Below are 20,754 nucleotides of genomic sequence, written 5' to 3' on the forward strand. Positions count from 1 at the left end.
CGTTGACGTACGCGCTTCGGCCGCCCGCCCGCGGACGCCGTGAGCGGTGTCCAGCGGACCACGTCGCGGGCGCCGATGCCAGGCGCCGCCACGGCCGTAGCCCCATCGGGCGACCCCCGGGCGGCCGGTCGCCGCGCGACGGCCGCTCCGAGGGCGGTGAGCGCCTCCGCGAGGGCCCCGCCGCCCCGCCCCGGCAGGGCCCCGGCCGCCGCTCGGCCCGGCGATCACGGGCCGGGACCCGAGCACCCTCAATCGCACAAAGTTTCGGTTCGAGCCGGTAAACTGCGTACACTGTACAGATCATGTGGGTCCCCGGTTCGTCCCGGCCGCCGGGGCCGCCGTCGTGCCGCGTCCGCCCCGACCGGCGCGCCGCGGCTCCTCGACGCCCTCGAACCCCCGGCCCACCCCGGCGCAACGGAGGCCATCCGGTGAACACGACGACGCACCCCGCCGACAGCCACGACCTGATCCGCGTCCTGGGAGCCCGGGTGAACAACCTGCGCGACGTCTCGGTGACCCTTCCCAAACGCCGCCTCACCGTGTTCACCGGGGTCTCCGGATCGGGCAAGAGCTCCCTGGTCTTCGGCACGATCGCCGCGGAGTCCCGGCGGCTGATCAACGAGACGTACTCGGCCTTCGTCCAGGGCTTCATGCCGCAGGCCGCCCGCCCCGACATCGACGTCCTGGAGGGGCTGACCCCGGCCATCGTGGTCGACCAGGAGCGCATGACGCCGCAGTCCCGGTCCACCGTGGGCACCGCGACCGACGCCCACGCCATGCTGCGCATCGTGTTCTCCCGCCTCGGAGTGCCGAGCGCGGGACCCGCGTTCCACTACAGCTTCAACCAGCCCGCCGGCGCCTGCCCGGGCTGCGAGGGCACCGGCCAGGTCTCCGACATCGACGTCGACGCGCTCGTCGACCGGGACCGGAGCCTGGCCGGGGGAGCCATCCGGGTGCCGGGCTACACCCCCGGCGGCTGGCTCGTGGGCGTGTACACCGGCTCGGGCTTCCTGGACCCCGACAAGAGGATCCGCGACTACACGGAGACCGAACTGCACGACCTGCTCCACCGCGAGCAGACCAAGGTCAGGATCGGCGGATCCACCCTCACGTACGAGGGACTGGTCCACCGGGTGCGCAAGTCCCTCCTCTCCAAAGACAAGGACGCCCTGCAACCGCACCTGCGCGCCTTCGTCGAACGCGCCGTCGCGTTCGCCCCCTGCCCCGAGTGCGGCGGGGCGCGCCTGAACGAGGCCGCGCTGGCCTCCCGCATCGGCGGCGTGAACATCGCCGAGTGCTGCGCCATGCAGATCAGCGACCTGGCCGACTGGGTCCGCGACCTCGACGAACCGTCGGTGGCCCCGCTGCTGGAGAACCTGCGCCGCACCCTCGACTCGTTCGTGGAGGTCGGCCTGGGATACCTGTCGCTGGACCGCCCCTCCGGGACGCTGTCGGGCGGCGAGGCGCAGCGCGTCAAGATGATCCGCCACCTCGGCTCCAGCCTGACGGACGTCACCTACGTGTTCGACGAGCCCACCGTGGGCCTCCACCCGCACGACATCCGCCGCATGAACGACCTGCTGCTGCGCCTGCGCGACAAGGGCAACACCGTCCTGGTGGTCGAGCACAAGCCCGAGACGATCCTGATCGCCGACCACGTCGTCGACCTCGGCCCCGCCGCGGGCACCGCCGGCGGCCGGGTCTGCTACGAGGGCGACGTCGACGGGCTGCGCGCCTCCGGCACCCTCACCGGCGAGCACCTCGGCTACAAGGCCGCCCTCAAGGACCGGGTCCGCACCCCCACCGGCGTGCTGCCGGTGCGCGGCGCCGACCGGAACAACCTGCGGCACGTCGACGTCGACGTGCCGCTGGGCGTCCTCACCGTGGTCACCGGCGTCGCCGGGTCGGGCAAGAGCTCCCTGGTCCACGGGGCCGTCTCCCGCGCCGACGGCGTGGTCGTCGTCGACCAGACGGCCATCAAGGGCTCGCGCCGCTCCAACCCGGCCACCTACACCGGGCTGCTCGACCCGATCCGCACCGCGTTCGCCAAGGCCAACGGGGTCAAGGCGGCCCTGTTCAGCCCCAACTCCGCGGGGGCCTGCCCCGCCTGCAAGGGCGCCGGCGTCGTCTACACCGACCTGGCCCTCATGGCCGGCGTGGCGACCGTGTGCGAGGAGTGCGAGGGCCACCGCTTCCAGGGGGAGGTGCTCAAGCACACCCTGGGCGGCAGGAACATCGCCGAGGTGCTGGCCATGCCCGTGGCCGAGGCCACCGACTTCTTCGCCCGGGACGGCGCGGCGAGCGTCCCGGCCGCGCACAGGATCCTGGTGCGCCTGCGGGAGGTCGGCCTCGGCTACCTCACGCTGGGCCAGCCCCTGACCGCCCTGTCCGGCGGGGAGCGGCAGCGCCTCAAGCTCGCCGTGCGGATGGCGTCCGACGGCGGCGTCTACGCCCTGGACGAGCCGACCACCGGCCTGCACCTGGCCGACGTCGCCCGCCTCCTGGCGCTCCTGGACCGGCTCGTGGACTCGGGCCGCTCGGTGGTGGTCATCGAGCACCACCTGGCCGTCATGGCGCACGCCGACCACATCATCGACATGGGGCCGGGGGCCGGACACGACGGTGGCCGCGTCGTCTTCCAGGGCACCCCCGCGGAACTCGTCGCCGACCGGTCCACCCTGACCGGCGAGTACCTGGCCCGGTACGTCGGGGCGTGACGGGAGGGCCGCCGCGCGCGCTCTTCCCGCCCGGCGCGGCGGCCCGCGGCCCGCGGTCGAACACACGGACGTGTGTGCGTGTCCTGACGGGGCACACGAGGGAGCGGAGGCTGATAATCATGGTTCCCCTGCTACTCGTTCTTCTGCTCGTCCTGATCCTGTTCGGTGCGGGCTTCGCACTGGAAGCGCTCTGGTGGGTCGCGGTCATCGTGTTGGTGGTGTGGCTGCTGGGCTTCGTCATGCGCTCGGCGGGCACCGGAGGCAAGCGCGGACGCTGGTACCGCTGGTAGGCGGGCCTTGGACGCCCTGCGACACGGCCCCGCCCTCGAATCCGTCGAGGGCGGGGCCGCGGCGTTGTGGCCGCCCCGCCCCGCCCCGCGACCCGCCGTCCGCACCCGACGGTACGGCCCGACGCGCGCCGGTGGCGGCGGAGCGGGGGAGCGGGTACCGCCCGGCCGGGCGGGCGCCGCGGCGGGCGGTCGCGTCCAGGACCACCGGCGCCCGGCGGGGGCACGGCCGCCACCGGCGCGCCGCGCCCCCGCCTCGCAGCGGCTTCCTCACAGCGGCTTTCGCAGACTCGTGGCGCCTTCGCGCCAGGCGCCCAGCAGGTGGTCCCCGAGACGGTCCTCCAGGAGGACGGTGGCCGCGATCCCGAAGGCCACGTCCGGAGCGAGCGCGGGCTCGTCGGACAGCAGCCCGCCGATGACGTCCCTGCGGACGATCTGCTCGTGCACCGCGTCGGCGGTCACGTGCTCAGCGTAGAAGTGCTCGGCCGCCGGGCCCGCGCCGGTGCGGCGCATGGCCTCGGCGAGCCGGCGGGACCCGGGCGACGACGTCACCTCGACGGTGGCGAAGTGCCCGACGAGGGCGCCCCGCAGGGCCCGGTGCAGCCCGAGGAGGGACATGAGGGTGACGTTCGCCAGCATCTCGGCGGGGGCGTGGTCGAGGTACCGCCCGTAGCGGGTGTCGAGCCCCAGGTCGGTCATCAGGTCGGCGAAGAGCCGCGCGTGGACCCGTTCGGGGCGACCCCCTCCGAACTCGTCGTACTCGACGGCCACGAACGCCGCCTTGGCCCTGCCGTGCAGCCGGGGGATGACCCAGGCGTGCGGATCGGCCTCCTTGAGGTGGTAGAGGGACCGCTGGGCGGCGTACTCCCGCAGGTGCCACAGCTCCCCCTTGTCCCGGAGGAAGTGCGAGACGCCGTCGCCGTCGACGGGCTCCACGAGCAGCTCGTCGAGCGCGTCGTACACGTCGGCCCGGTCATCGGTCCGGGCGCGCAGCTCGTCGAGGAAACGGCCCTCCATCGCCCGGCGCAGCGCGAGCAGACCCGGGTCCCACTCCCAGGCCGGGTCGACGCCGTGGAAGCCCCGGTAGTGCAGCTCGTAGCAGACGTAGAGGGCCAACTGGAGATCGTCGCCCAGGGGGTCGGCGGCCCGTACGGCGCCGGGGCCGGGCACCGGTCCGCCCGCCGGGCCGCGCAGGGACTCCAGCACCCCCTCGGACACCTCTCCGCGCGCGGGGGGCAGCTCGCCTTCGCGGGCGTCGTCCGCCCGCGGGGTCCGGTCCTGCATGGATCACCTCTTCGTACGTCGGCGGTGGCTCGTGTCGCACCACGGGTAGGTGCGGCTGCGGCGGCAGGTGCACAGCGCCACGGCGAACCGGTCGGACCGCACGACGGTCCCGTCGTCGAGGGCGACCTCGACCGGGCCGTCGAGCAGCAGGGGTCCTTCCTTGGTCACCGTGACGCGGCAGGGCGGGGCGGGCGGGCGTTCCTCAGGGCCGGTGGGCACGGATGATCACCAGTTCTTCCTTGTCCTGGCCGGGAGCGATCAGGCCCCGGCGCTCCAGCCAGTCGGAGCGCGAGCGCAGCACGGGGCCGAAGGGCACGGTGCTGCGCCGGGCGACGGCCGCCACCAGGCCCGCCCGCTCCAGCCGCTCGATGGTGGGCGTGACGCCGCTCAGCGCCGAGTGCACCAGCAGCAGGACGCCCGAGGGGCGCAGCAGGTCGGCCGCGCCGTCGCAGACCCGGTCGAGCACCGCCCGGCCGTCGGGGCCCGCGTCCCAGGCGACGGCGGCGCCCCGCCGGGGTGGCCGCTTCCGCGGGGAGGGGACGTACGGCGGATTACACACGATCAGGTCGAAGCGGCGGCCGGCGGCGGGCGCCAACAGGTCGCCGTGGAGGACGCGGATCCGCTGCCGGGCGAGGAGCGCGTGCAAGCGGGTCGTGATCACCGCGCGCCACGAGCGGTCGACCGCGGTCACCCGGGCGCCGCGCCGTGCGGCGGCGAGGGCGAGCGCCCCGCTGCCGGTGCCCACGTCGAGCACCTCCGCGCCGGCCGGCAGCTCCTCGCGTTCGATGGCGTCCCTGAGGAGGAACGTGTCGGACTGCGGCGCGTACACCCCCGGGGTGAGCAGCAGTGTCCCACCGACCCGGCCGGTGTCCAGCAGACTCGGCATACGGCTCCCTCGAAAGGTCGTGCCGGCGGCCCGGTGCCGCCCGGCTTTCTTGATCCTCGGGTGCCCGCTGGTGCCGTTTTCATCCGTTGGGGGGACGGCCGGGGCCACGGCCCCACGCGGAGGCGACCCCCGGTGCGTCCCGCACGCCCCGGCGCGCGGCTCTGCGGGGCGTGTGGGGGGAGGACAGGGGGCAGAAGGGAGCCATGACGGTAGCGAAGAGTAGTGTCCTGGTCCTCGACTGTTCCGAACCCGAGGCGCTGGCGGAGTTCTACGCCGGCCTGCTCGGTGCCGACGTGCGGCGCTGCGCCGACCCCGACTTCGTGGAGGTCGTCGGCCACGACGGCGTCCACCTGGCGATCCGGCGGGATCACGGGTACGCGCCGCCGAGCTGGCCGCGCCCGGACGACTCGCAGCAGGCGCACCTCCACATCCTGGTCGCCGAGGCCGACATGGACGAGGCGGAGCGGGAGGCGGTCGGCCTGGGAGCGCGGCCGGTGGAGACCCGGGAGAACTCGGGGCCCCGTGACGTGCGGACGTACGCCGACCCGGCGGGGCACTCCTTCACCCTCGTGGCGCGGGAGGGCCGCTCTCCCGCCTGAGGGCGGCGCGCCGCCCCGCCTCCGGAGAACGGGTGAACCGGCGGGCACCGGCACGCGTGTACGGAACGGCGTCCCGGCGCGCCGCCGCCGTTCGTGCCATATTCCGCGCCGTGGAGACGACCGAACGAAGAGCGGGGGTTCCCTTCGGCCGGGCCGAGGCGGCCCTCCCGCCCGCCGAGCCGCCGGTGCCGGTCGCGGCGCCGCCCTGACCGTGCGGACCGGCAGCCCGTCGCCGGTGTCCGTGCGGCGCCCGGCGCCCGCGGCCGTCCACCGGGTGCGCGTCGTCGTCGGCGCGGGCCGGACCGACGTCTTCGTGGACGGGAGGCAGCAGGCCGCCGTACCGGTCGGCGCGTCCCCGGCCCCGGGGCAGACCTGCGGCGGATCCACCCTCGGCCCGCGCGACACGGGCGCCGCGCGCCGGCCCGCCTTCGCCCGGCTCGCGGTCGCGCCGCTGCCGGACCGATCGACCACCGCGACCGGCCCCGCCCGGCCGGCGCGGAGACCGGGAGCCGTCCGATGACCCGCCGCGTACGACCGTCGCTGCCCCCCGCGGCCACCGCGCCGCTCGCCAGGCGCGCCGTGCTCGCCGCCGCCCTCACCGCGACGGCGTGCGGTACGGCCGCGCCCGCCGCCGCCACGCCCCTGCCCGTGCCGCCCGGGGACGGCCCGTGGCCCGACCCCGCCGGGCCCGGCGGGGACGCGTTCACGGCGGACTTCCCGACGGACGGCCTCGTCACCAACGAGTACGCCCACCGCCACCCCGCCGACCCGGCGTCGCGCACCCACCCCGACTGGACCGTCACGAGCGGTTCGCTGTTCGGCCGGTGGACCTTCGGCTGGACCGGTGTCCCCGACGACACGTCCCCGGGCCCGGACTCCGCGACCGGCACCGGCTCGTGCGTCTTCCGGTTGGCGACCCGGCGCCGGGACTTCGCCGACACCTGGATGCGCCTGCGCGCCCTGGTCGAACCGCCCGTCACCACCGCGCGCACCCCGGCGCGGGACTGGGACGGCGCCCACCTCTGGCTGCGCTACCACGGCCCGCAGGAGCTGTACGCGCTCAGCTTCCGCCGCCGCGACGGGACGGTCGCCGTCAAACGCAAGGCGCCGCCCCCGCACGATCCGGCGGGCGAGGGCGTGTACACCACCCTCGCCTCCGTGCCGCACCCCCTGGAGTACGGCCGGTGGCACCGGGTCGCCGCGCTGGTCCGCGACACGGCGGACGGCGGCGTCCACATCAGCCTCCACCTGAACGGCCTCCACGTGATCGACGTGGAGGACCCCGCGCCCGGTCGACTCCGCGAAGCGGGCGGGATCGGCCTGCGCGCCGACAACACCTCGCTCGTCTTCGACGCCCTCACCGCGTACCACCCCGCACGCCCGCCGGCCGCCGGAGGACCCGACACCACCGAGCCCGACCGCCGCGAGGGCCCGTGACGGCGGGGCTGCGACCGGCCGCGACCCCGCCCCGGCGGCCCCGGCAGTCCCGGCGGCCTCGGTGGCCTCGGTGGCCCCGGTGGCGGAGGGGCGGCAGGGCGCCGGCCTGACCCGGAGCGCGCCCCCACCTCCGGGCGCCCGGTGACGGACCCCCGAGCCCGGGGCAGCGGCACGAGCGACGCCCACCGGCACCCCGGCGGTCCCTGCGCGGGGCACGGGGCACGAGCCACGGCTACGGCACCGCGGACGACGCGGAGCCGACCGCCGCCCCTGCCGGACCGGTACCGACGGGCGCCGTGCCCGTGCCGGCCCGTGGAGGGGGGCGGGGGACCGGCGGGACGCCGCCCGCCGAAGACGGGGAGAGGAGCGGGGGTGGGGGAGGGCCGGGAACACGCCGGTGGGCGCGGTCGTTGACCTCGCGGGCGGAGATTCCCGAGCCGGTGGACCTTCCCGGGGACTTTGCCCTTCCTTTACCATTGGGGGGCGGGGCGCCCGCCCCGCCGCAAGCCCGCCAGAGGCCGCAGACCCCGGCCTCAAGAACCAGAAGGAACAGCAGACCCGCAATGGGTGAACCTCCCAGTACCAGCCGTGCCGCCTTCCACACGCCCGTGACCAGGGGACGGGGGGTGGCACGGTGACCGAAGTCCTCCTGCTGCTCCTCGCGCTCGCCCTCACCCTGGCCTGCGCCGTCTTCGTGGCGGCCGAGTTCTCGCTCACCACGGTCGAGCGCGGTCAACTGGAGCGCGCCGCCGAAGCCGGTGAGCGCGGCGCCGACAGCGCGCTGAAGGCGGTCAAACGCCTCACCCTCCAGCTTTCGGGCGCCCAGCTCGGCATCACCGTGACCTCCCTGGTCATCGGCATGCTGGCCGAGCCGTCGGCCTCGGCGCTGCTCCGCGGTCCGCTGGAGTCCGCCGGCCTGCCCGCCGGCGTGGTGCCGCCCGTGTCCACGTTCCTCGGGGTGGCCGCCTCCACCGTGGTGCTCATGGTGGTCGGCGAGCTCGTCCCGAAGAACTGGGCGATCTCCCGCCCGCTGGCGGTGGCCAAGGTCGTCGCGGCGCCGCAGCGCGCCTTCACCACCGCGTTCGGCCCGCTGATCCACCACCTGAACAACACCGCGAACCGGCTCGTCCACCGCTTCGGCCTGGAGCCGGCCGAGGAGCTGGCCTCCGCCCGCACCCCGGAGGAGCTCGTCGCCCTCGCCCGGCACTCCGCGCGCGAAGGGGCGATCGAGGAGGACTCCGCGGAGCTGTTCGTGCGCACCCTGCACCTGGGCGAGCTGACCGCGGAGAACGTGATGACCCCGCGCGTCGACGTCAAGGCACTGGAGGTCCACGCCACGGCCGCCGACGCCGCGAACCTCACCCTGGCCACCGGCCTGTCCCGCTTCCCCGTCTACCGCGACTCCCTCGACGAGGTCGTCGGCACCGTCCACATCCGCGACGTGCTCGCCCTCGACGAGGAGAAGCGCCCCTTCGTCCCCGTCGCCGACCTCGCCACCGAACCGCTGCTCGTCCCGCACTCCCTGCCCGTGGACAAGCTGCTGGGCCGCCTGCGCGCCGCCCGCACCATGGCCGTGGTCATCGACGAGTACGGCGGTACGGCGGGTGTCGCCACCGTCGAGGACATCGTCGAGGAGGTCGTCGGCGAGGTCCGCGACGAGCACGACCCGCACGAGGTGCCCGTCCTCGTCGAGGACGCCCCGGCGCCCGACGGCCGCCGGGTCTGGCAGGCCGACGGCAGCGTTCGCCTCGACCAACTCGCCGAGATCGGCATGACCGCCCCCGACGGCCCGTACGAAACCCTCGCCGGCCTCATCGCCACCCGCCTGGAGCGCATCCCCACCGTGATCGACCGACTCGACGTCGACGGCTGGCAGCTCGCGGTGCTCCACGTCGAGCACCACCGCGCCGACCGCGTCCGCCTCATCGCCCCCGCGCCGAACAACGCCGGAGACGGCACCGGCACGATCGCCGCGACCCGTCAGGAGGCGGTCCGATGACCACCCTCCAGCTCCTCGTCGGCGCGCTGACCCTGCTGACCAACGCGTTCTTCGTCGGCGCCGAGTTCGCCCTGATCTCGGTACGCCGCAGCCAGATCGAACCGGCCGCCCTCGCCGGGAACCGGCGTGCGAAGACCACCCTGTGGGGTCTGGAGCACCTCTCGGCGATGATGGCCACCGCCCAGCTCGGCATCACCGTCTCCTCGCTGGTGCTGGGCGCCGTCGCCGAACCGGCCATCGCCCACCTGCTGGAACCGCCGTTCCACGCGGTCGGCGTCCCCGAGGGCCTGATCCACCCCATCGCCTTCGTCATCGCCCTGACCCTGGCGACGTACCTCCACATGCTGGTCGGCGAGATGGTCCCCAAGAACATCGCCCTGGCCGCCCCCGCGCCCACCGCCCTGCTCCTGGGGCCCCCGCTCGTCGCGCTGACCCGGGCCCTGCGCCCGGCCGTCTTCGGGATCAACGCGTTCGCCAACGCGATCCTGCGGCTGCTGAAGGTCGAGCCGAAGGACGAGGTGGCCTCCGTCTACACCGACGACGAACTCGTACGCCTGGTCAAGGACTCCAGCGAGGCCGGGCTCCTCGACCCCGAGGACGGCGACCGGCTGCGCGACGCCCTGGAGCTGGGCACCCGCCCCGCGGGCGAGGTCATGGTCCCCCTCAACCGCATGACCACCGTCCCGCACACCATCACCCCGCAGGACCTGGAACGCGCCGCCGCGGCCCACGGCTTCTCCCGCCTGCCCGTCACCGGCCCCGGCGGAACGCTCCTGGGCTACCTCCACATCAAGGACGCCCTGGGCGCCGCCGACCGCACCGCGCCGTTCCCCCGGACCGCCCTGCACCCGATGACGCGGGTCGCCCTCGACACGCCGCTCGACGACACGATGACCGCCATGCGCGCCGCCGGCACCCACCTGGCGGCCGTCACCGGCAACAAGGGCACCGTCATCGGCTTCGTCACCATGGAGGACGTCCTGGGGGAACTCGTCGGCCCCACCACCGAGCCCGCGCTCTGAGCGGTCCGCCGCGCGCCCCCGGAACCACGGGTGTGCCGGGGCCGCCCCCCCCGGTACCGCTGGCCACCGCCCGGCGGCCGGCGGCCGGGGTCACACCGCGACGACGGCCCAGCGGCGCCGCGCGCCGTCGTCGCGGCTGTTCTCCGTGCCGGCCGACACGACGCCCAGGCCCGCGAGCTCCTGCAGCAGCCGGTCGTCCTCCGGGGCGCCGGACGGCTCGTGGGACAGTACGAGGACGACGACCTGGCCGTCGCGCTCCTGGTCGGCGAGGTGGACACTGGCGCGGCGGCCGCCGTCGGCGACCGCGGCCCGCACCAGCCGCACGGTCACGCCGACGACGGGGTGCTGCTCGGGAAGGGGGTGGCCCCAGGAGCGCAGGCGGTCCAGGACGGCGCGCCCCGCGCGTGCCGGCGCCGAGGCCGCCGCCCACGGCGCCGTGTCGAACGTCCAGTTCCCGGCGCGCCGGTTCGCGATCCGCATCCGCACCCGCGGCCGCAGCGCGACCTGCCTGTCCCGCGGTTCCGGGCGGGGCGGCTCCACGGGGCGCTTGGGTGGGGGCGGTGTCCTCGGCGGGTAGCTCGGCGGCCACTTCTCGGCGTCCAGCGGCAGTGTCACAGGCCATCGCCCCTTCCGCGCGCGGTGCGTCCGGGTCCGGCGCCGGATCCGCACGGCCATCGTACGGCCTGTGAGGGACCGTCAGGCCGGCCTGACGGTCCCTCGACCCGAGCGGGTGAACGCGGCAGGGGCCCGGCTGGGGCCGCGGGCTGCTCGCGCGTGCCCGCCGGCTCGACCGGCCGGGTGCGCGGGGCGAACGAGGCGGGCAGCACGGTGGCCGGTGCGGTGCCGGCCGCGACGACGGCGCCGACGGCCGGGTGCGGGTCAGCCGGCCGGGCCCGGGGGTGCGACGGGACGGGAGGCTCGGTCACCCGTCGAGCCGCCCGGCTCGCGGAGCGGCTGGCTCCCGAGAAGCGGAATGCATGATTCCCCCATGGGGGCAACACGGTTGCATCACAATCGGATTCGAACAGTCCAACTGTCGCGAAAATGGCGAAGGGCCGCGGTGACCTGCCAGTACGTTCCTCTGGTTCATTTCTTGCACTTCTGAGGAGCCCCGAACCAGATGAGAGAACGTGCGCCCGCCCTGGCGGGTCGACGACTCTGGTCCTCTCCCGCGTGGATACGCCGGACCGCGATGGCGGTTTCCGTCGTCACCACCGTGACCATGCTGGAGGGCGCGGCCGTCGTCGTTCCCGCAGCCGCCGCACCTGCCGCTTCCGAGCGGGCCGCCGCCGAGCCGGAGCGCGGCCCTGCCGAGGCCCGCGACGCGGCGTCCGCCTTCCTGATGGCCCGTCTCCAGAACCGCCGGATCGAGATCACCGGCGAGCGGACCGCGTCCACGACCACGTACGCCCTGCCCAACGGCACGTCCTCGGTGGAGACCTTCACCGGACCCGTACGCGCCAAGGACGCCGGTGGCCACTGGCGGCCCATCGACACGAGCCTGGTCGATGCCGGTGACACCGTCCGTCCCCAGCAGGCCGCGGCGGACATCGCCCTCTCCGACGGTGGTTCCGGCGAGCCCCTCGTGGAGGTCGAGCGCGGTCCGCACGCGCTGGGCATCGGCTGGACCGGCAACCTCCCCAAGCCCGTGCTCAAGGGCTCGACGGCCACGTACGAAAACGCCGTCGAAGGGGGCGACCTCGTGGTCACCGCCCTGAAGGAAGGTTTCTCCCACTCGGTCGTCCTCCACGAGCGCCCCGACGGCCCCGTCGAGTACCGCATCCCCGTCGAGGCCGACGGCCTCACGCTCTCGGAGACCGCCGACAAGCGGATGCACTGGTCCGACGCGAAGAACCGGGCCAAGGCCACCGCGCCGGCCCCGGTCATGTGGGACTCCTCCTACGACCGCGCCTCCGGCGATTCCGCGCACATCGCGCCCGTCGAGGTCGACATCGAGGAGGGCAAGGACGGAAAGGGCCAGGTACTGGTCCTCAAGCCGAGCCGGGCGTTCCTCGACGACCCCGCCCTCACCTACCCGGTGACGATCGACCCCACGGACTCCCTCATGGGCCCGGTCACCGACACCTGGATCCAGTACGACGACTACCTGACCTCTCAGCGCGGCTCCACCGAGCTGAAGTCGGGCACGTACAACGGTGCCGAGAAGGCCCGTTCGTTCCTGCAGTTCAACGTCGACAAGTACAAGGGCAAGCAGATCCTCGACACGGACCTGCGCCTGTACTCGTCCTACTCGTCGACCTGTTCGACGGCGAACTCCGGCAACCAGGTGCGCCGGATCACCGCTGCCTGGGACCCCTCGGCCATCACCTGGTCGAACCAGCCGGCCACCACCGCCACCGGCGCGGTGACCTCCACCGCCGCCAAGGGCTACAACTCCACCTGCCCGGCCGGCCACGTCTCCTGGGACGTCGACGCCATCGTGCAGGCGTGGGCCGACGGCCAGCCCAACTACGGCCTGCGGATCGCCGCCGTGGACGAGACCGACGCCCTGACGTGGCGCCGCTACCACTCGGCCAACCAGACCGACGGTTCCCACAACGCGGCCTACGAGCCCTCGCTGACCGTCACCTACAACACCAAGCCCGGCGCCGCCACCCAGGTCTCCCCGCTGTCGGGCTCGTCCACGAACGACACCACCCCGACCCTGACGGGCAAGGCCACCGACCCCGACGGCAACACCGTTCAGCTGACCTACGAGATCTGGGCGGCGAGCGGTACCGCCGCACTCCAGACCGGCAAGTCCGCGTACACGGCCTCCGGCGTCAACGCGCCCTGGACACCCACCACGGCGCTCGCGCCGGGCAGCTACAAGTGGCGCGCGTCCGTCCACGACGGCACGACGTGGAACGGCGCCTGGTCCGCGTGGCAGACCTTCACCGTCGACACGACCAAGCCCGCCAACACCGCGATCTCCTCGACGGCCTTCCCGGCCGGCCAGTGGTCCGGCACGCCGGACGCGAACGGTGACTTCACGGGTGGCTTCACCTTCACCCCGCCGGCCGGCGACGTGAAGGACATCCAGTACAAGCTCGACGCGGGCGCCTGGACCACCACCGCCACCACCGGCACGGCCGTGACCAGGACCCTCAGCTTCAAAGCGGGAGCCCACACCGTCACCGCGCACACCCGCGACGCGGCCGGCAACGTCTCCGCCAACACCACCTACGCGTTCAACGCCGGCAAGGGCGCGGCCCTGACCGCTCCCGGCGGCGGCGAGCGTCCGGCGCGCCGCACCAGCCTGATGGCCCAGGGCGACCCGTCGTACACCGGCGTGCGCTACCAGTTCCGCCGCGGCGAGACCGACCCCTGGCACGACGTGCCCGCGGCCCACGTGCGGGTCGACTCCTCGGGAGCCGTGCTGCCGGCCTGGCCGGTCGCCGTCAGCGGCGGCAAGCCCGCACAGCTCACCTGGGAGATCACCACCACGCTGCCCGAGGACGGGCCGGTCGACGTCCGAGCCCTCTTCAGCAGCGGTACCGTCACGGAACCGTCCCCCGAGGTCTCCGTCACCGTCGACCGCGCGGCAGGCGCCGCGCCCCTGCTCCCCGTGGGACCGGGCGAGGTCAACAGCCTGACCGGCGACTTCACCGTCCGCGCCACCGACGCGAACGGGGCGGGTACCGCGGTGACCCGTACCGCCTACTCGCGCGACGACCACCCCGATGACGACGGCCAGGTCAAGATCTTCGGCCCGGAGTGGGTCTCCGGCGTCTACGCCGAGATCACCGACACCTCGTACACCGGCCTGCGCAAGACCTCCGGCACCTCGGTCGAGGTCCTCATGGAGGACGGCGCGATCGGCTTCACCGCCACCACCGGCGGCGGCTGGAAGCCCGAAGAGGGAGCCGAGGGCCTCACCCTGACCGGCGCGCTCACCGACGCGTTCACGCTCACGGACGACGACGGCACGGTCACGGTCTTCAAGAAGGTCGACTCGGCCGCCGACACCTGGCAGGTGGAGTCCACCCGCCTGCCCACCGACAACACCACCACCCGGATCGTCTCGGAACGGGTCCCGGCCGGCACCAAGGTGCTCGCCCGCCCGAAGTACGTCATCGCCCCGAGCACCGCCGTCACCTCCGCCGTCTGCGAGTCGACCCCCGCCACCGCGGGCTGCGAGCGCCTGGACTTCGTCTACGCGACGGCCACCACGGCCACCGGGCACACCACCGCGGCCGACTTCGGCGACTTCGCCGGCCAGGTCAAGGAGATCCGCCTGTGGTCCACGGCCCCCGGTGCCACCGCGGCCACGGCCCAGACCGTCTCCACGTACCGCTACGACAAGGACGGCCGACTGCGCCAGCAGTGGGACCCCCGCCTGTCGCAGGCCACCCAGGTGCAGTACTCGTACGACTCGGCCAACCGCATCTACTGGATGATGCCGGGCACCGAACTGCCCTGGACCTTCACCTACGGCAAGGCCGGCAACTCGGCCGCCGCCGGTGAGGGCATGCTGCTCAAGGCGTCCCGCCCGTCCCTCAAGCAGGGTTCGAAGACGGAGACCGACGGCGGTACCGTCACCAACTCCGTCGTCTACGACGTTCCGCTGACCGGCGCCGGCGCCCCCTACCCGATGGGCGCCGCCGACGTCGCCGACTGGGGCCAGAGGGACGCCCCGACCGACGCCACCGCCGTCTTCCCGCCCGACGCCGTCCCCGCCGGGCACGACGGAACGGCCCTGACGGCCGCCGCGTACGAGCGGGCCGCGATCACCTACGTCAACGCCTCCGGGCGCGAGGTCAACACCGCCGTCCCCGGCGGCCGCATCTCCACCACCGGTTACAACGCCGGCGGCGCGGTCGTCTTCACCCTGTCCGCCGCCAACCGCGAACTGGCCCTGGCCACCTCCGGCCCGGCCCTCGACCGGCTCACCCGCCTCGGCATCCACGACGCCGGGTCCGCCGAGCGCGCCGCGCTGCTCGCCGAAACCAAGGAGTACGGCGCGGACGGGTTCCGGCTGCTGCACTCGTACGGACCGCTGCACCTGGTGGAGCTCCAGCAGGGCGCGGCGGACCTGCCCGCGGGGACCGAGGTCCCGGCGCGGCTGCACACCGCCACCGTCTACGACCAGGGCCGGCCCGCCTCCGCCGCGGTCAGCGGCCAGCCCACCACCGTGACCGCCGGTGCGTTCGTGCCCGGCCGTGCGGGCGGTGACCTCGACACCCGTACCACCGTCACCACGTACGACTGGTCCAAGGGCCTGCCGCTGACGACGGCCGAGGACCCGTCGGGCCTGAACCTCGTCACCAGCACCGCCTACGACGCCCAGGGGCGCGTGGTCTCCACGACGCTGCCCAAGGGCGGAGCCGCCGGCACGCGCGTGACCTCCTACTACACGGCGGACGGCACCGGCACCTGCGGCGGCCGTCCCGAATGGGCGGACAAGATCTGCTCCACCGGTCCGGCCGACCCGGCCTCCGGCGTCACCTCCGTCCACGAGTACGACGTGCACGGCGAGATCGCGAAGACCACCGCGACCGCCGACGGTTCGACGCGCGTCACCCGGGTCGTCCGCGACGGCGCGGGACGCGTCACCCGCACCTCGGTCACCGGCGGCCTCGGCACCGCGGTCCCGGAGACGATCCGCACGTACGACCCGGTCGGCGGCCGGCTGACCAGTGTGGCCTCCGGCGGCAAGACGGCCGTCTACGGCTACGACGCCCTGGGCCGCTCCGTCTCCTACGACGACGGCGCCGGCAACGTCACCACCACCGAATACGACCGGTTCGGCCGCGTGGTGAAGGTCTCCGACTCCGCCCCCTCGACGGTCACGTACGCCTACGACACCGCCGAGGACCCGCGCGGTCTGCCCACCTCCATGACGGACTCCGTGGCCGGCACCTTCGGTGCCGCGTACGACGCGTCGGGCCTCGTCGCGAGCGAGACCCTGTCGGGCGGCCACACGCTCAGCACCGTCTCGGACGAGACCGGGTTCACCACCTCGCGGGTCTACACCCGTGACGCGGACGGCGCGGCGCTGCTCACCGACGTGGCCGTCCCGACGGTCCACGGCCAGGTGAGCTCCGGCACCCGCAGCGCGGGCACCGGGAACGGCCAGAGCTTCCGCTACGACCGCACCGGCCGCCTCACCGACGTCGACGAGTCCGGCGCGTACGGGCAGCAGCACCGCACGTACGGCTTCGACGCCAACTCCAACCGGACCCGCCTGGTCACCACCCACGACCAGGACGGCACGCCCGCGTCCACGACCACGGACCACACCTACGACGCGGCCGACCGCCTGATCGGCCCCGGCCTCACGTACGACGCCTTCGGCCGCACGCTGACCAAGCCGGGCACCGTCTTCGGCTACTACGCCAACGACCTCGTGCGGCAGCAGACGTCCGGTGACAGCCGCCGGACGTGGGACCTCGACGCCCAGGGCCGTTTGGCCTCGTGGACCAGCGAGACCCTCGACGCACAGGGCGCGGTCACCGCTTCGGTGAGTTCGGTGAACCACTACCGCAGCGGGGCGGACACCCCCTCCTGGACGGTGGAGGACGTGGCCGCGAACCTGCGCAGCCGCAACGTCACCAGCCTGTCGGGCCAGCTGGCCGCCGTCACCGGAACCTCCGGCGGCACCGTGCTCCAGCTCACCGACCTGCACGGCGACGCGGGTGTCGCGCTGCCGCTCGACCCGGCCCAGCCGCCGGCGGTGGCCGACACGGACGAGTACGGCAACGTTCGCGAGGGCACGGCCTCGGCCCGCTACAACTGGCTGGCCGCCCACATGCGCGCCTCGGACACGCCGTCCGGCGTCATCCTCATGGGCGTGCGCCAGTACGACCCGACGACCGGCCGCTTCCTGTCCGTCGACCCCGTCTACGGCGGCAACGCCAACCCGTACGAGTACTGCTCCGGTGACGGCAACAACTGCACCGACCTCGGCGGCGACTGCAGCTCCGGCAAGCTGTGCTGCACCTTCTCGGTGGACAACCCGCACCCGTCCCACACGGCCAAGGGCCGCATCAACGTGCACGCCGACATCAAGAAGTGCAAGAAGAAGGTGGGCAGCTACTCCATCAAGGTCTCGCTGTACCGGTCACGCTGGTACGGCTGGGAGAAGATGGACAGCAACTACAAGTCGGGGAACAACGTGTACAAGGCCCGTGAGGTGGCCAACTGGGCGCCGCGGGGCACGTGCTACTACTACAAGGGCGTGGGCGAGTTCATGATCTCGACCGGTCCGAACGGTTCCGGGAACAAGGGCTACGCGACCGTCGTGAACTACGACAAGAACTACATCAACGACAGGGACGAGATGTGCCTGTGACGCACCCTCCGCGGACCGCGTGCCTGCTGGACTGGCACGCCGACGCCCCGTACGGCCTGACCGTGCTGGGCGTCCCCGCGGACCGCTTGACCGAGGCGGAGGAGAAGGCCGCGTCGGCACTGGCCGGCCGGCCCCTCCCCGCCTCGTGGCAGGGCGCGGACCCGGCGCTGCGGCGCCGTCTCGTCGCCGCGTGCCGGCCGGTCCCGACGACGGGTCTCTGGCACGTCTCGGACGACCGGCCGGTCACCGACGAGCGCCTCGCCCGTCGGGACTGCCTGCGGGCACTCGCCGCCGAGTGGCCCGGCGCGGAGCCGCTGCCGGCCGACCGGACCGCCCGCCTGCCGGGGCTGACCGCCCTGGTCCGCCTGGCCGCCCTGGTCTGCCGCATGCCACCGGAAGCGGAGCTGGACCCGGACGAGGACCTCCTCGACGTGTTCGACACCTACACGGTGGGAGGCATCCCGGACGACCGCGTCTGACCCGGCGATCGCACGCCGATCGCCGACCCGACCGCTCCCGGCCGCACCTCGCGGCCGGGAGCGGCCGTGCTTCTCGCGCGGGGACGGCAACCGCGCACCGGGTGGCCCTCGCCGCCGTGGGAGCCGCAGCCGCAACGCCCCACCGCGCGGCCGTCAGGCGCCGGAGGCATGGAGCCGCGACCGCCCGCCGTGCTCGGCGCGCAGGGGCACGAGGTCCCTCAGCGAGGAGGAGGGCTCCAGTCCCAGTTCCTCCCGCAGGATGCGGCGGCACTGTTCGTACTGGTGCAACGCCGCCCCTCTGTTGCCGGCGGCCAGATGCGCCTTCACGAGTACGCGGTGGGCGCTTTCCTGCAAGGGCTCGGCGCGTACGGCGGCGAGTCCGGCGGCGACGGCTTCGCCGTAGCGCTGCGCCGACGTCAATCGCTCGGTCATCGCTTCCAGGGCGTAAAGCCGGAGCTGGTGGTACTGCTCCTGTTCTATCAACATCCAGTCGTTCTCCGGCCACTCCGGCAGGAGGTCCGCCGACAGGTCCGCCAGCGTCTGCATGGTGAGGATGTCGTCGCAGGGGCGCGAGTTGTCGAGCAGCCGGTGCGCGCGTGCGACCGCGTCGTGCAGGTCCACGGTGATGTGGGGGGACAGGGCCAATTCACGGGCGGACACGTCGATGACGGGGTGGCCCATCTGCGCCGTTCGCCAGAGGGACGACCTCAGGTTCGCGTTGGCGCGTGACGTCGTGACGTCCGGCCAGAGGGTTCCGGCCACGTAGGCGCGGGAGCGCGGCATGTCCTGCAGGGCGAGGAACGCCAGAAGTCGTTGAATGCTGGAGCAGACTGGAATGCTTGTATGATTAACCGCGAGAGCGAAGCCCTTGAGTAGCCGTAAAGTAATAAAATGGGATTGTCCGTTCATCGACCCCCCATTACCGATGTCGGCTTGGTGATCTTCGGTTCGGCTCATCGGCTTTTCGAAGCCATGCTACGGGAAAGACGCGACCGTGGGATCGACCATTAGCGGGTCGACCGTCAAAAAGGAATCACCGGAACGTCGCGAAAACGTCACCCGTTCTGTTCCAGCAGCTCATCGAGCCAGGCCCGCACGGCCAAGAGGACGTCGGCGGTCTCGCTCGCCGCGGTGGGACGTTCCCGCTCCCCGTCGACGATCCGGATGATGCGCGCGCGGAAGCCGTCCGGGCTGCCGTCTTCCCACCACACCCGGAGCACGAGGACGCCGGAACGCGTCGAGGGGGTCTCCATGAGAGACCGAGTCTCCTCCGGCGGTGTCACCCGGGCGTCGTCGATCCGTGACCGGTGACGCCGCCGCACGCCGCGAAGACGTGGGGGTGACGCCGGTACGACGGGTGAGTCGCGGACGGATCACAGGGGAGTCTGCACCCTCTCGACATACGTGGTCAGCACACGCCGGACCGAGGGGGGCTTCGCATGGGTGACTTCGGTGTGATCGCCGACGTCTCGTCGGTCGTCGTGAACACGCTGACGCAGGCCCTGCGCGGGCTGAGCCAGGTGGAACCGCCGATCGCGGAACTGAACGACCTCTCCGAGACGGTCCAGACACCGCCGCCCAAACTCACGGTGTTCCTCTACGAGATCGCGGAGGACCCCACCTCGCGCAACCGGCCCCCGGTGCGCTCCCAGCCCCCCGAACCACCGACCATCCGCAAGCCGCCGATGGCCCTGCTGCTGCGGTACCTGATCACCCCCTGGGGCGGCGACCAGGCGACCCAGCACCGGATGCTCGGGCGCGCCCTCCAGACCTTCTACGACGACGCGGTCCTGGACGGCGGGCGCCTGTCCGGCAGCCTGGCGGCCAGCACCGACTCGCTGCACGTCACCCTGACGCCGCTGACCCTCGACCAGAAGTCCTGGGTCTGGTACGCGATCCAGAAGCCGTACCGGCTCTCGCTGAACTACGAGATCCGCGTCGTCGACCTGGACTCGGCCGTGGAGACGGCGGTGCGGCCGGTGCGCAGCCGGACCATCGAGGGGACGGCGACGCCGTGAGCGCCTTCCTGCCCCTGGCCCGCTCGACGCTCTACAGCCCCGTGTGGCTGGTGCCGTTCGACGACTACGCGCGGCGGGTGCGCACGGCTGGTGTGGAGGTCCGACTCGAACGGTTCGACGACGCGGGCGGCGGCTGGCTGCCCCTGGACGACAGGGCGGTGCGCACCCCCGGCGGGGCCATCGCCTTCCCGGGCCTCGGCAGGCGGGCGGAGCCGTGGACGGTCGGGCCGGAGCGCCACCGGGTCCGTTTCGCGGCCGCCGGCTACCAGCCGCTGTACCCGGCCGACGGCCGGCCGTTCTCGGCCGACCTCGCCGGCGTGGAGTTCCTGGTGCACCCGTACGACGACACGCACCCGCCCTCCGCCGAAGCGTCCCCGCGGCTGGTCCGGCTGCTGCCGGGGACCGCCTTCCCCTACCCGCCGGGCGTGCGCACGGTCCGCGGTGCCGTACGGGACGCCACCACCGGGGCGCCCGTCGCGAACGCGCTCGTCGAGGCCAAGGGGCGCACGAGCCAGGACCTGGCGCCGTGGCACGAACGCACGCTCTCCGACCTCCGGGGGGCCTTCCGGCTCGCCCTGCGGTGGGAGGGGGAGAAGGCCGCCGAGCAGGCGGGCGAGGAGACCTTCCTCCTGGAGGCCACCGAGCGGCCGGGCCGGACCGGGTCGCTGACCGTGCGCCTGCCCCGGGACGCGGAGCACCGGCACGTCATCGAGATCCGTGAGCAGTGAGGAG

Annotated in this window: 17 protein-coding genes; 11 read left to right on the forward strand and 6 right to left on the reverse strand. The window is 73.6% G+C overall.

The features are described from left to right. The first annotated feature begins 302 nt into the window (after positions 1-302). Together AC07D6_RS24175 and AC07D6_RS24180 are read left to right on the forward strand one after the other, a co-directional pair. Entirely contained in the window at positions 303-2,717 is a 2,415-nt protein-coding gene (locus AC07D6_RS24175) for an ATP-binding cassette domain-containing protein (RefSeq protein ID WP_479047581.1), read from the forward strand. A gap of 119 nt (positions 2,718-2,836) precedes the next feature. Continuing rightward, positions 2,837-3,007: a hydrophobic protein gene (locus AC07D6_RS24180; RefSeq protein WP_315880284.1), complete on the forward strand. Its 171-nt coding sequence runs from the start codon at positions 2,837-2,839 to the stop codon at positions 3,005-3,007. Between the two features lie 267 nt (positions 3,008-3,274). Here AC07D6_RS24180 and AC07D6_RS24185 read toward each other — a convergent pair whose 3' ends face one another. Genes AC07D6_RS24185 through AC07D6_RS24195 form a run of 3 tightly spaced genes read right to left on the reverse strand, consistent with a single transcriptional unit; the run spans position 3,275 to position 5,174 of the window. Continuing rightward, on the reverse strand, positions 3,275-4,288 hold the full coding sequence (locus AC07D6_RS24185) for an iron-containing redox enzyme family protein (RefSeq protein WP_315880285.1): 1,014 nt from the start codon (positions 4,286-4,288) through the stop codon (positions 3,275-3,277). Positions 4,289-4,291: 3 nt separating this feature from the next. Further along, on the reverse strand, positions 4,292-4,507 hold the full coding sequence (locus AC07D6_RS24190) for a CDGSH iron-sulfur domain-containing protein (RefSeq protein WP_315880286.1): 216 nt from the start codon (positions 4,505-4,507) through the stop codon (positions 4,292-4,294). Beyond that, positions 4,491-5,174 carry a HemK2/MTQ2 family protein methyltransferase gene (locus AC07D6_RS24195; RefSeq protein WP_479047583.1) on the reverse strand — a complete coding sequence of 228 codons (684 nt, stop codon included), beginning with the start codon at positions 5,172-5,174 and terminating at the stop codon, positions 4,491-4,493. The genes AC07D6_RS24190 and AC07D6_RS24195 overlap by 17 nt, the downstream gene beginning before the upstream one ends. A 203-nt stretch (positions 5,175-5,377) precedes the next feature. On the opposite strand from AC07D6_RS24195, the gene AC07D6_RS24200 reads away from it, so the two are divergent. The 5 genes from AC07D6_RS24200 to AC07D6_RS24220 all read left to right on the forward strand — a co-directional run bounded on the left by AC07D6_RS24200 (position 5,378) and on the right by AC07D6_RS24220 (position 10,231). Further along, positions 5,378-5,773 (forward strand): VOC family protein, encoded by a 396-nt coding sequence (locus AC07D6_RS24200; protein WP_315880288.1) that lies wholly within the window; start codon positions 5,378-5,380, stop codon positions 5,771-5,773. Positions 5,774-6,008: 235 nt separating this feature from the next. Next, positions 6,009-6,293: a hypothetical protein gene (locus AC07D6_RS24205; RefSeq protein WP_479047585.1), complete on the forward strand. Its 285-nt coding sequence runs from the start codon at positions 6,009-6,011 to the stop codon at positions 6,291-6,293. Continuing rightward, on the forward strand, positions 6,290-7,210 hold the full coding sequence (locus AC07D6_RS24210; RefSeq protein ID WP_479047587.1) for a hypothetical protein: 921 nt from the start codon (positions 6,290-6,292) through the stop codon (positions 7,208-7,210). Before AC07D6_RS24205 ends, AC07D6_RS24210 begins: the two co-directional genes overlap by 4 nt. Before the next feature lie 634 nt (positions 7,211-7,844). After that, positions 7,845-9,209 (forward strand): hemolysin family protein, encoded by a 1,365-nt coding sequence (locus tag AC07D6_RS24215; protein WP_479047589.1) that lies wholly within the window; start codon positions 7,845-7,847, stop codon positions 9,207-9,209. Then, positions 9,206-10,231, forward strand: coding sequence for a hemolysin family protein (locus tag AC07D6_RS24220; protein ID WP_315880292.1), 1,026 nt, complete (start codon positions 9,206-9,208; stop codon positions 10,229-10,231). The genes AC07D6_RS24215 and AC07D6_RS24220 overlap by 4 nt, the downstream gene beginning before the upstream one ends. Positions 10,232-10,321: 90 nt before the next feature. On the opposite strand, the gene AC07D6_RS24225 is transcribed toward AC07D6_RS24220, so the two are convergent. Next, positions 10,322-10,846: a hypothetical protein gene (locus tag AC07D6_RS24225; protein ID WP_315880293.1), complete on the reverse strand. Its 525-nt coding sequence runs from the start codon at positions 10,844-10,846 to the stop codon at positions 10,322-10,324. 577 nt (positions 10,847-11,423) lie between these two features. On the opposite strand from AC07D6_RS24225, the gene AC07D6_RS24230 reads away from it, so the two are divergent. Both AC07D6_RS24230 and AC07D6_RS24235 read left to right on the forward strand, forming a co-directional pair. Next, on the forward strand, positions 11,424-17,525 hold the full coding sequence (locus AC07D6_RS24230; RefSeq protein WP_479047593.1) for a DNRLRE domain-containing protein: 6,102 nt from the start codon (positions 11,424-11,426) through the stop codon (positions 17,523-17,525). Further along, positions 17,522-18,004: a hypothetical protein gene (locus AC07D6_RS24235; RefSeq protein WP_315880295.1), complete on the forward strand. Its 483-nt coding sequence runs from the start codon at positions 17,522-17,524 to the stop codon at positions 18,002-18,004. The genes AC07D6_RS24230 and AC07D6_RS24235 overlap by 4 nt, the downstream gene beginning before the upstream one ends. Before the next feature lie 153 nt (positions 18,005-18,157). Here the strand turns inward: AC07D6_RS24235 and AC07D6_RS24240 are convergent, their stop codons facing one another. Both AC07D6_RS24240 and AC07D6_RS24245 read right to left on the reverse strand, forming a co-directional pair. Continuing rightward, the gene (locus AC07D6_RS24240) at positions 18,158-18,913 is read right to left on the reverse strand and encodes an AfsR/SARP family transcriptional regulator (protein WP_315880296.1); all 756 of its coding nucleotides are present in this window, start codon (positions 18,911-18,913) and stop codon (positions 18,158-18,160) included. Positions 18,914-19,059: 146 nt separating this feature from the next. Next, complete coding sequence (locus AC07D6_RS24245) at positions 19,060-19,257, reverse strand: hypothetical protein (protein ID WP_315880297.1); 198 nt, start codon at positions 19,255-19,257, stop codon at positions 19,060-19,062. 186 nt (positions 19,258-19,443) lie between these two features. On the opposite strand from AC07D6_RS24245, the gene AC07D6_RS24250 reads away from it, so the two are divergent. Both AC07D6_RS24250 and AC07D6_RS24255 read left to right on the forward strand, forming a co-directional pair. Next, positions 19,444-20,022: a Pvc16 family protein gene (locus AC07D6_RS24250; protein WP_479047597.1), complete on the forward strand. Its 579-nt coding sequence runs from the start codon at positions 19,444-19,446 to the stop codon at positions 20,020-20,022. Then, the gene (locus tag AC07D6_RS24255; RefSeq protein WP_479047599.1) at positions 20,019-20,750 is read left to right on the forward strand and encodes a peptidase associated/transthyretin-like domain-containing protein; all 732 of its coding nucleotides are present in this window, start codon (positions 20,019-20,021) and stop codon (positions 20,748-20,750) included. The genes AC07D6_RS24250 and AC07D6_RS24255 overlap by 4 nt, the downstream gene beginning before the upstream one ends. Positions 20,751-20,754: the final 4 nt, after the last annotated feature.

This window comes from Streptomyces sp. NPDC045287 (genome assembly GCF_056432325.1).

Excerpts from the sequence above, each read along its gene's own strand:
- AC07D6_RS24195 (WP_479047583.1), bottom strand. The coding sequence starts at position 5,174 with ATGCCGAGTCTGCTGGACACCGGCCGGGTCGGTGGGACACTGCTGCTC.
- AC07D6_RS24245 (WP_315880297.1), bottom strand. The coding sequence starts at position 19,257 with ATGGAGACCCCCTCGACGCGTTCCGGCGTCCTCGTGCTCCGGGTGTGG.
- AC07D6_RS24250 (WP_479047597.1), top strand. The coding sequence starts at position 19,444 with ATGGGTGACTTCGGTGTGATCGCCGACGTCTCGTCGGTCGTCGTGAAC.
- AC07D6_RS24230 (WP_479047593.1), top strand. The coding sequence starts at position 11,424 with ATGGCGGTTTCCGTCGTCACCACCGTGACCATGCTGGAGGGCGCGGCC.
- AC07D6_RS24180 (WP_315880284.1), top strand. The coding sequence starts at position 2,837 with ATGGTTCCCCTGCTACTCGTTCTTCTGCTCGTCCTGATCCTGTTCGGT.
- AC07D6_RS24200 (WP_315880288.1), top strand. The coding sequence starts at position 5,378 with ATGACGGTAGCGAAGAGTAGTGTCCTGGTCCTCGACTGTTCCGAACCC.
- AC07D6_RS24175 (WP_479047581.1), top strand. The coding sequence starts at position 303 with ATGTGGGTCCCCGGTTCGTCCCGGCCGCCGGGGCCGCCGTCGTGCCGC.
- AC07D6_RS24210 (WP_479047587.1), top strand. The coding sequence starts at position 6,290 with ATGACCCGCCGCGTACGACCGTCGCTGCCCCCCGCGGCCACCGCGCCG.
- AC07D6_RS24185 (WP_315880285.1), bottom strand. The coding sequence starts at position 4,288 with ATGCAGGACCGGACCCCGCGGGCGGACGACGCCCGCGAAGGCGAGCTG.
- AC07D6_RS24220 (WP_315880292.1), top strand. The coding sequence starts at position 9,206 with ATGACCACCCTCCAGCTCCTCGTCGGCGCGCTGACCCTGCTGACCAAC.
- AC07D6_RS24240 (WP_315880296.1), bottom strand. The coding sequence starts at position 18,913 with ATGAACGGACAATCCCATTTTATTACTTTACGGCTACTCAAGGGCTTC.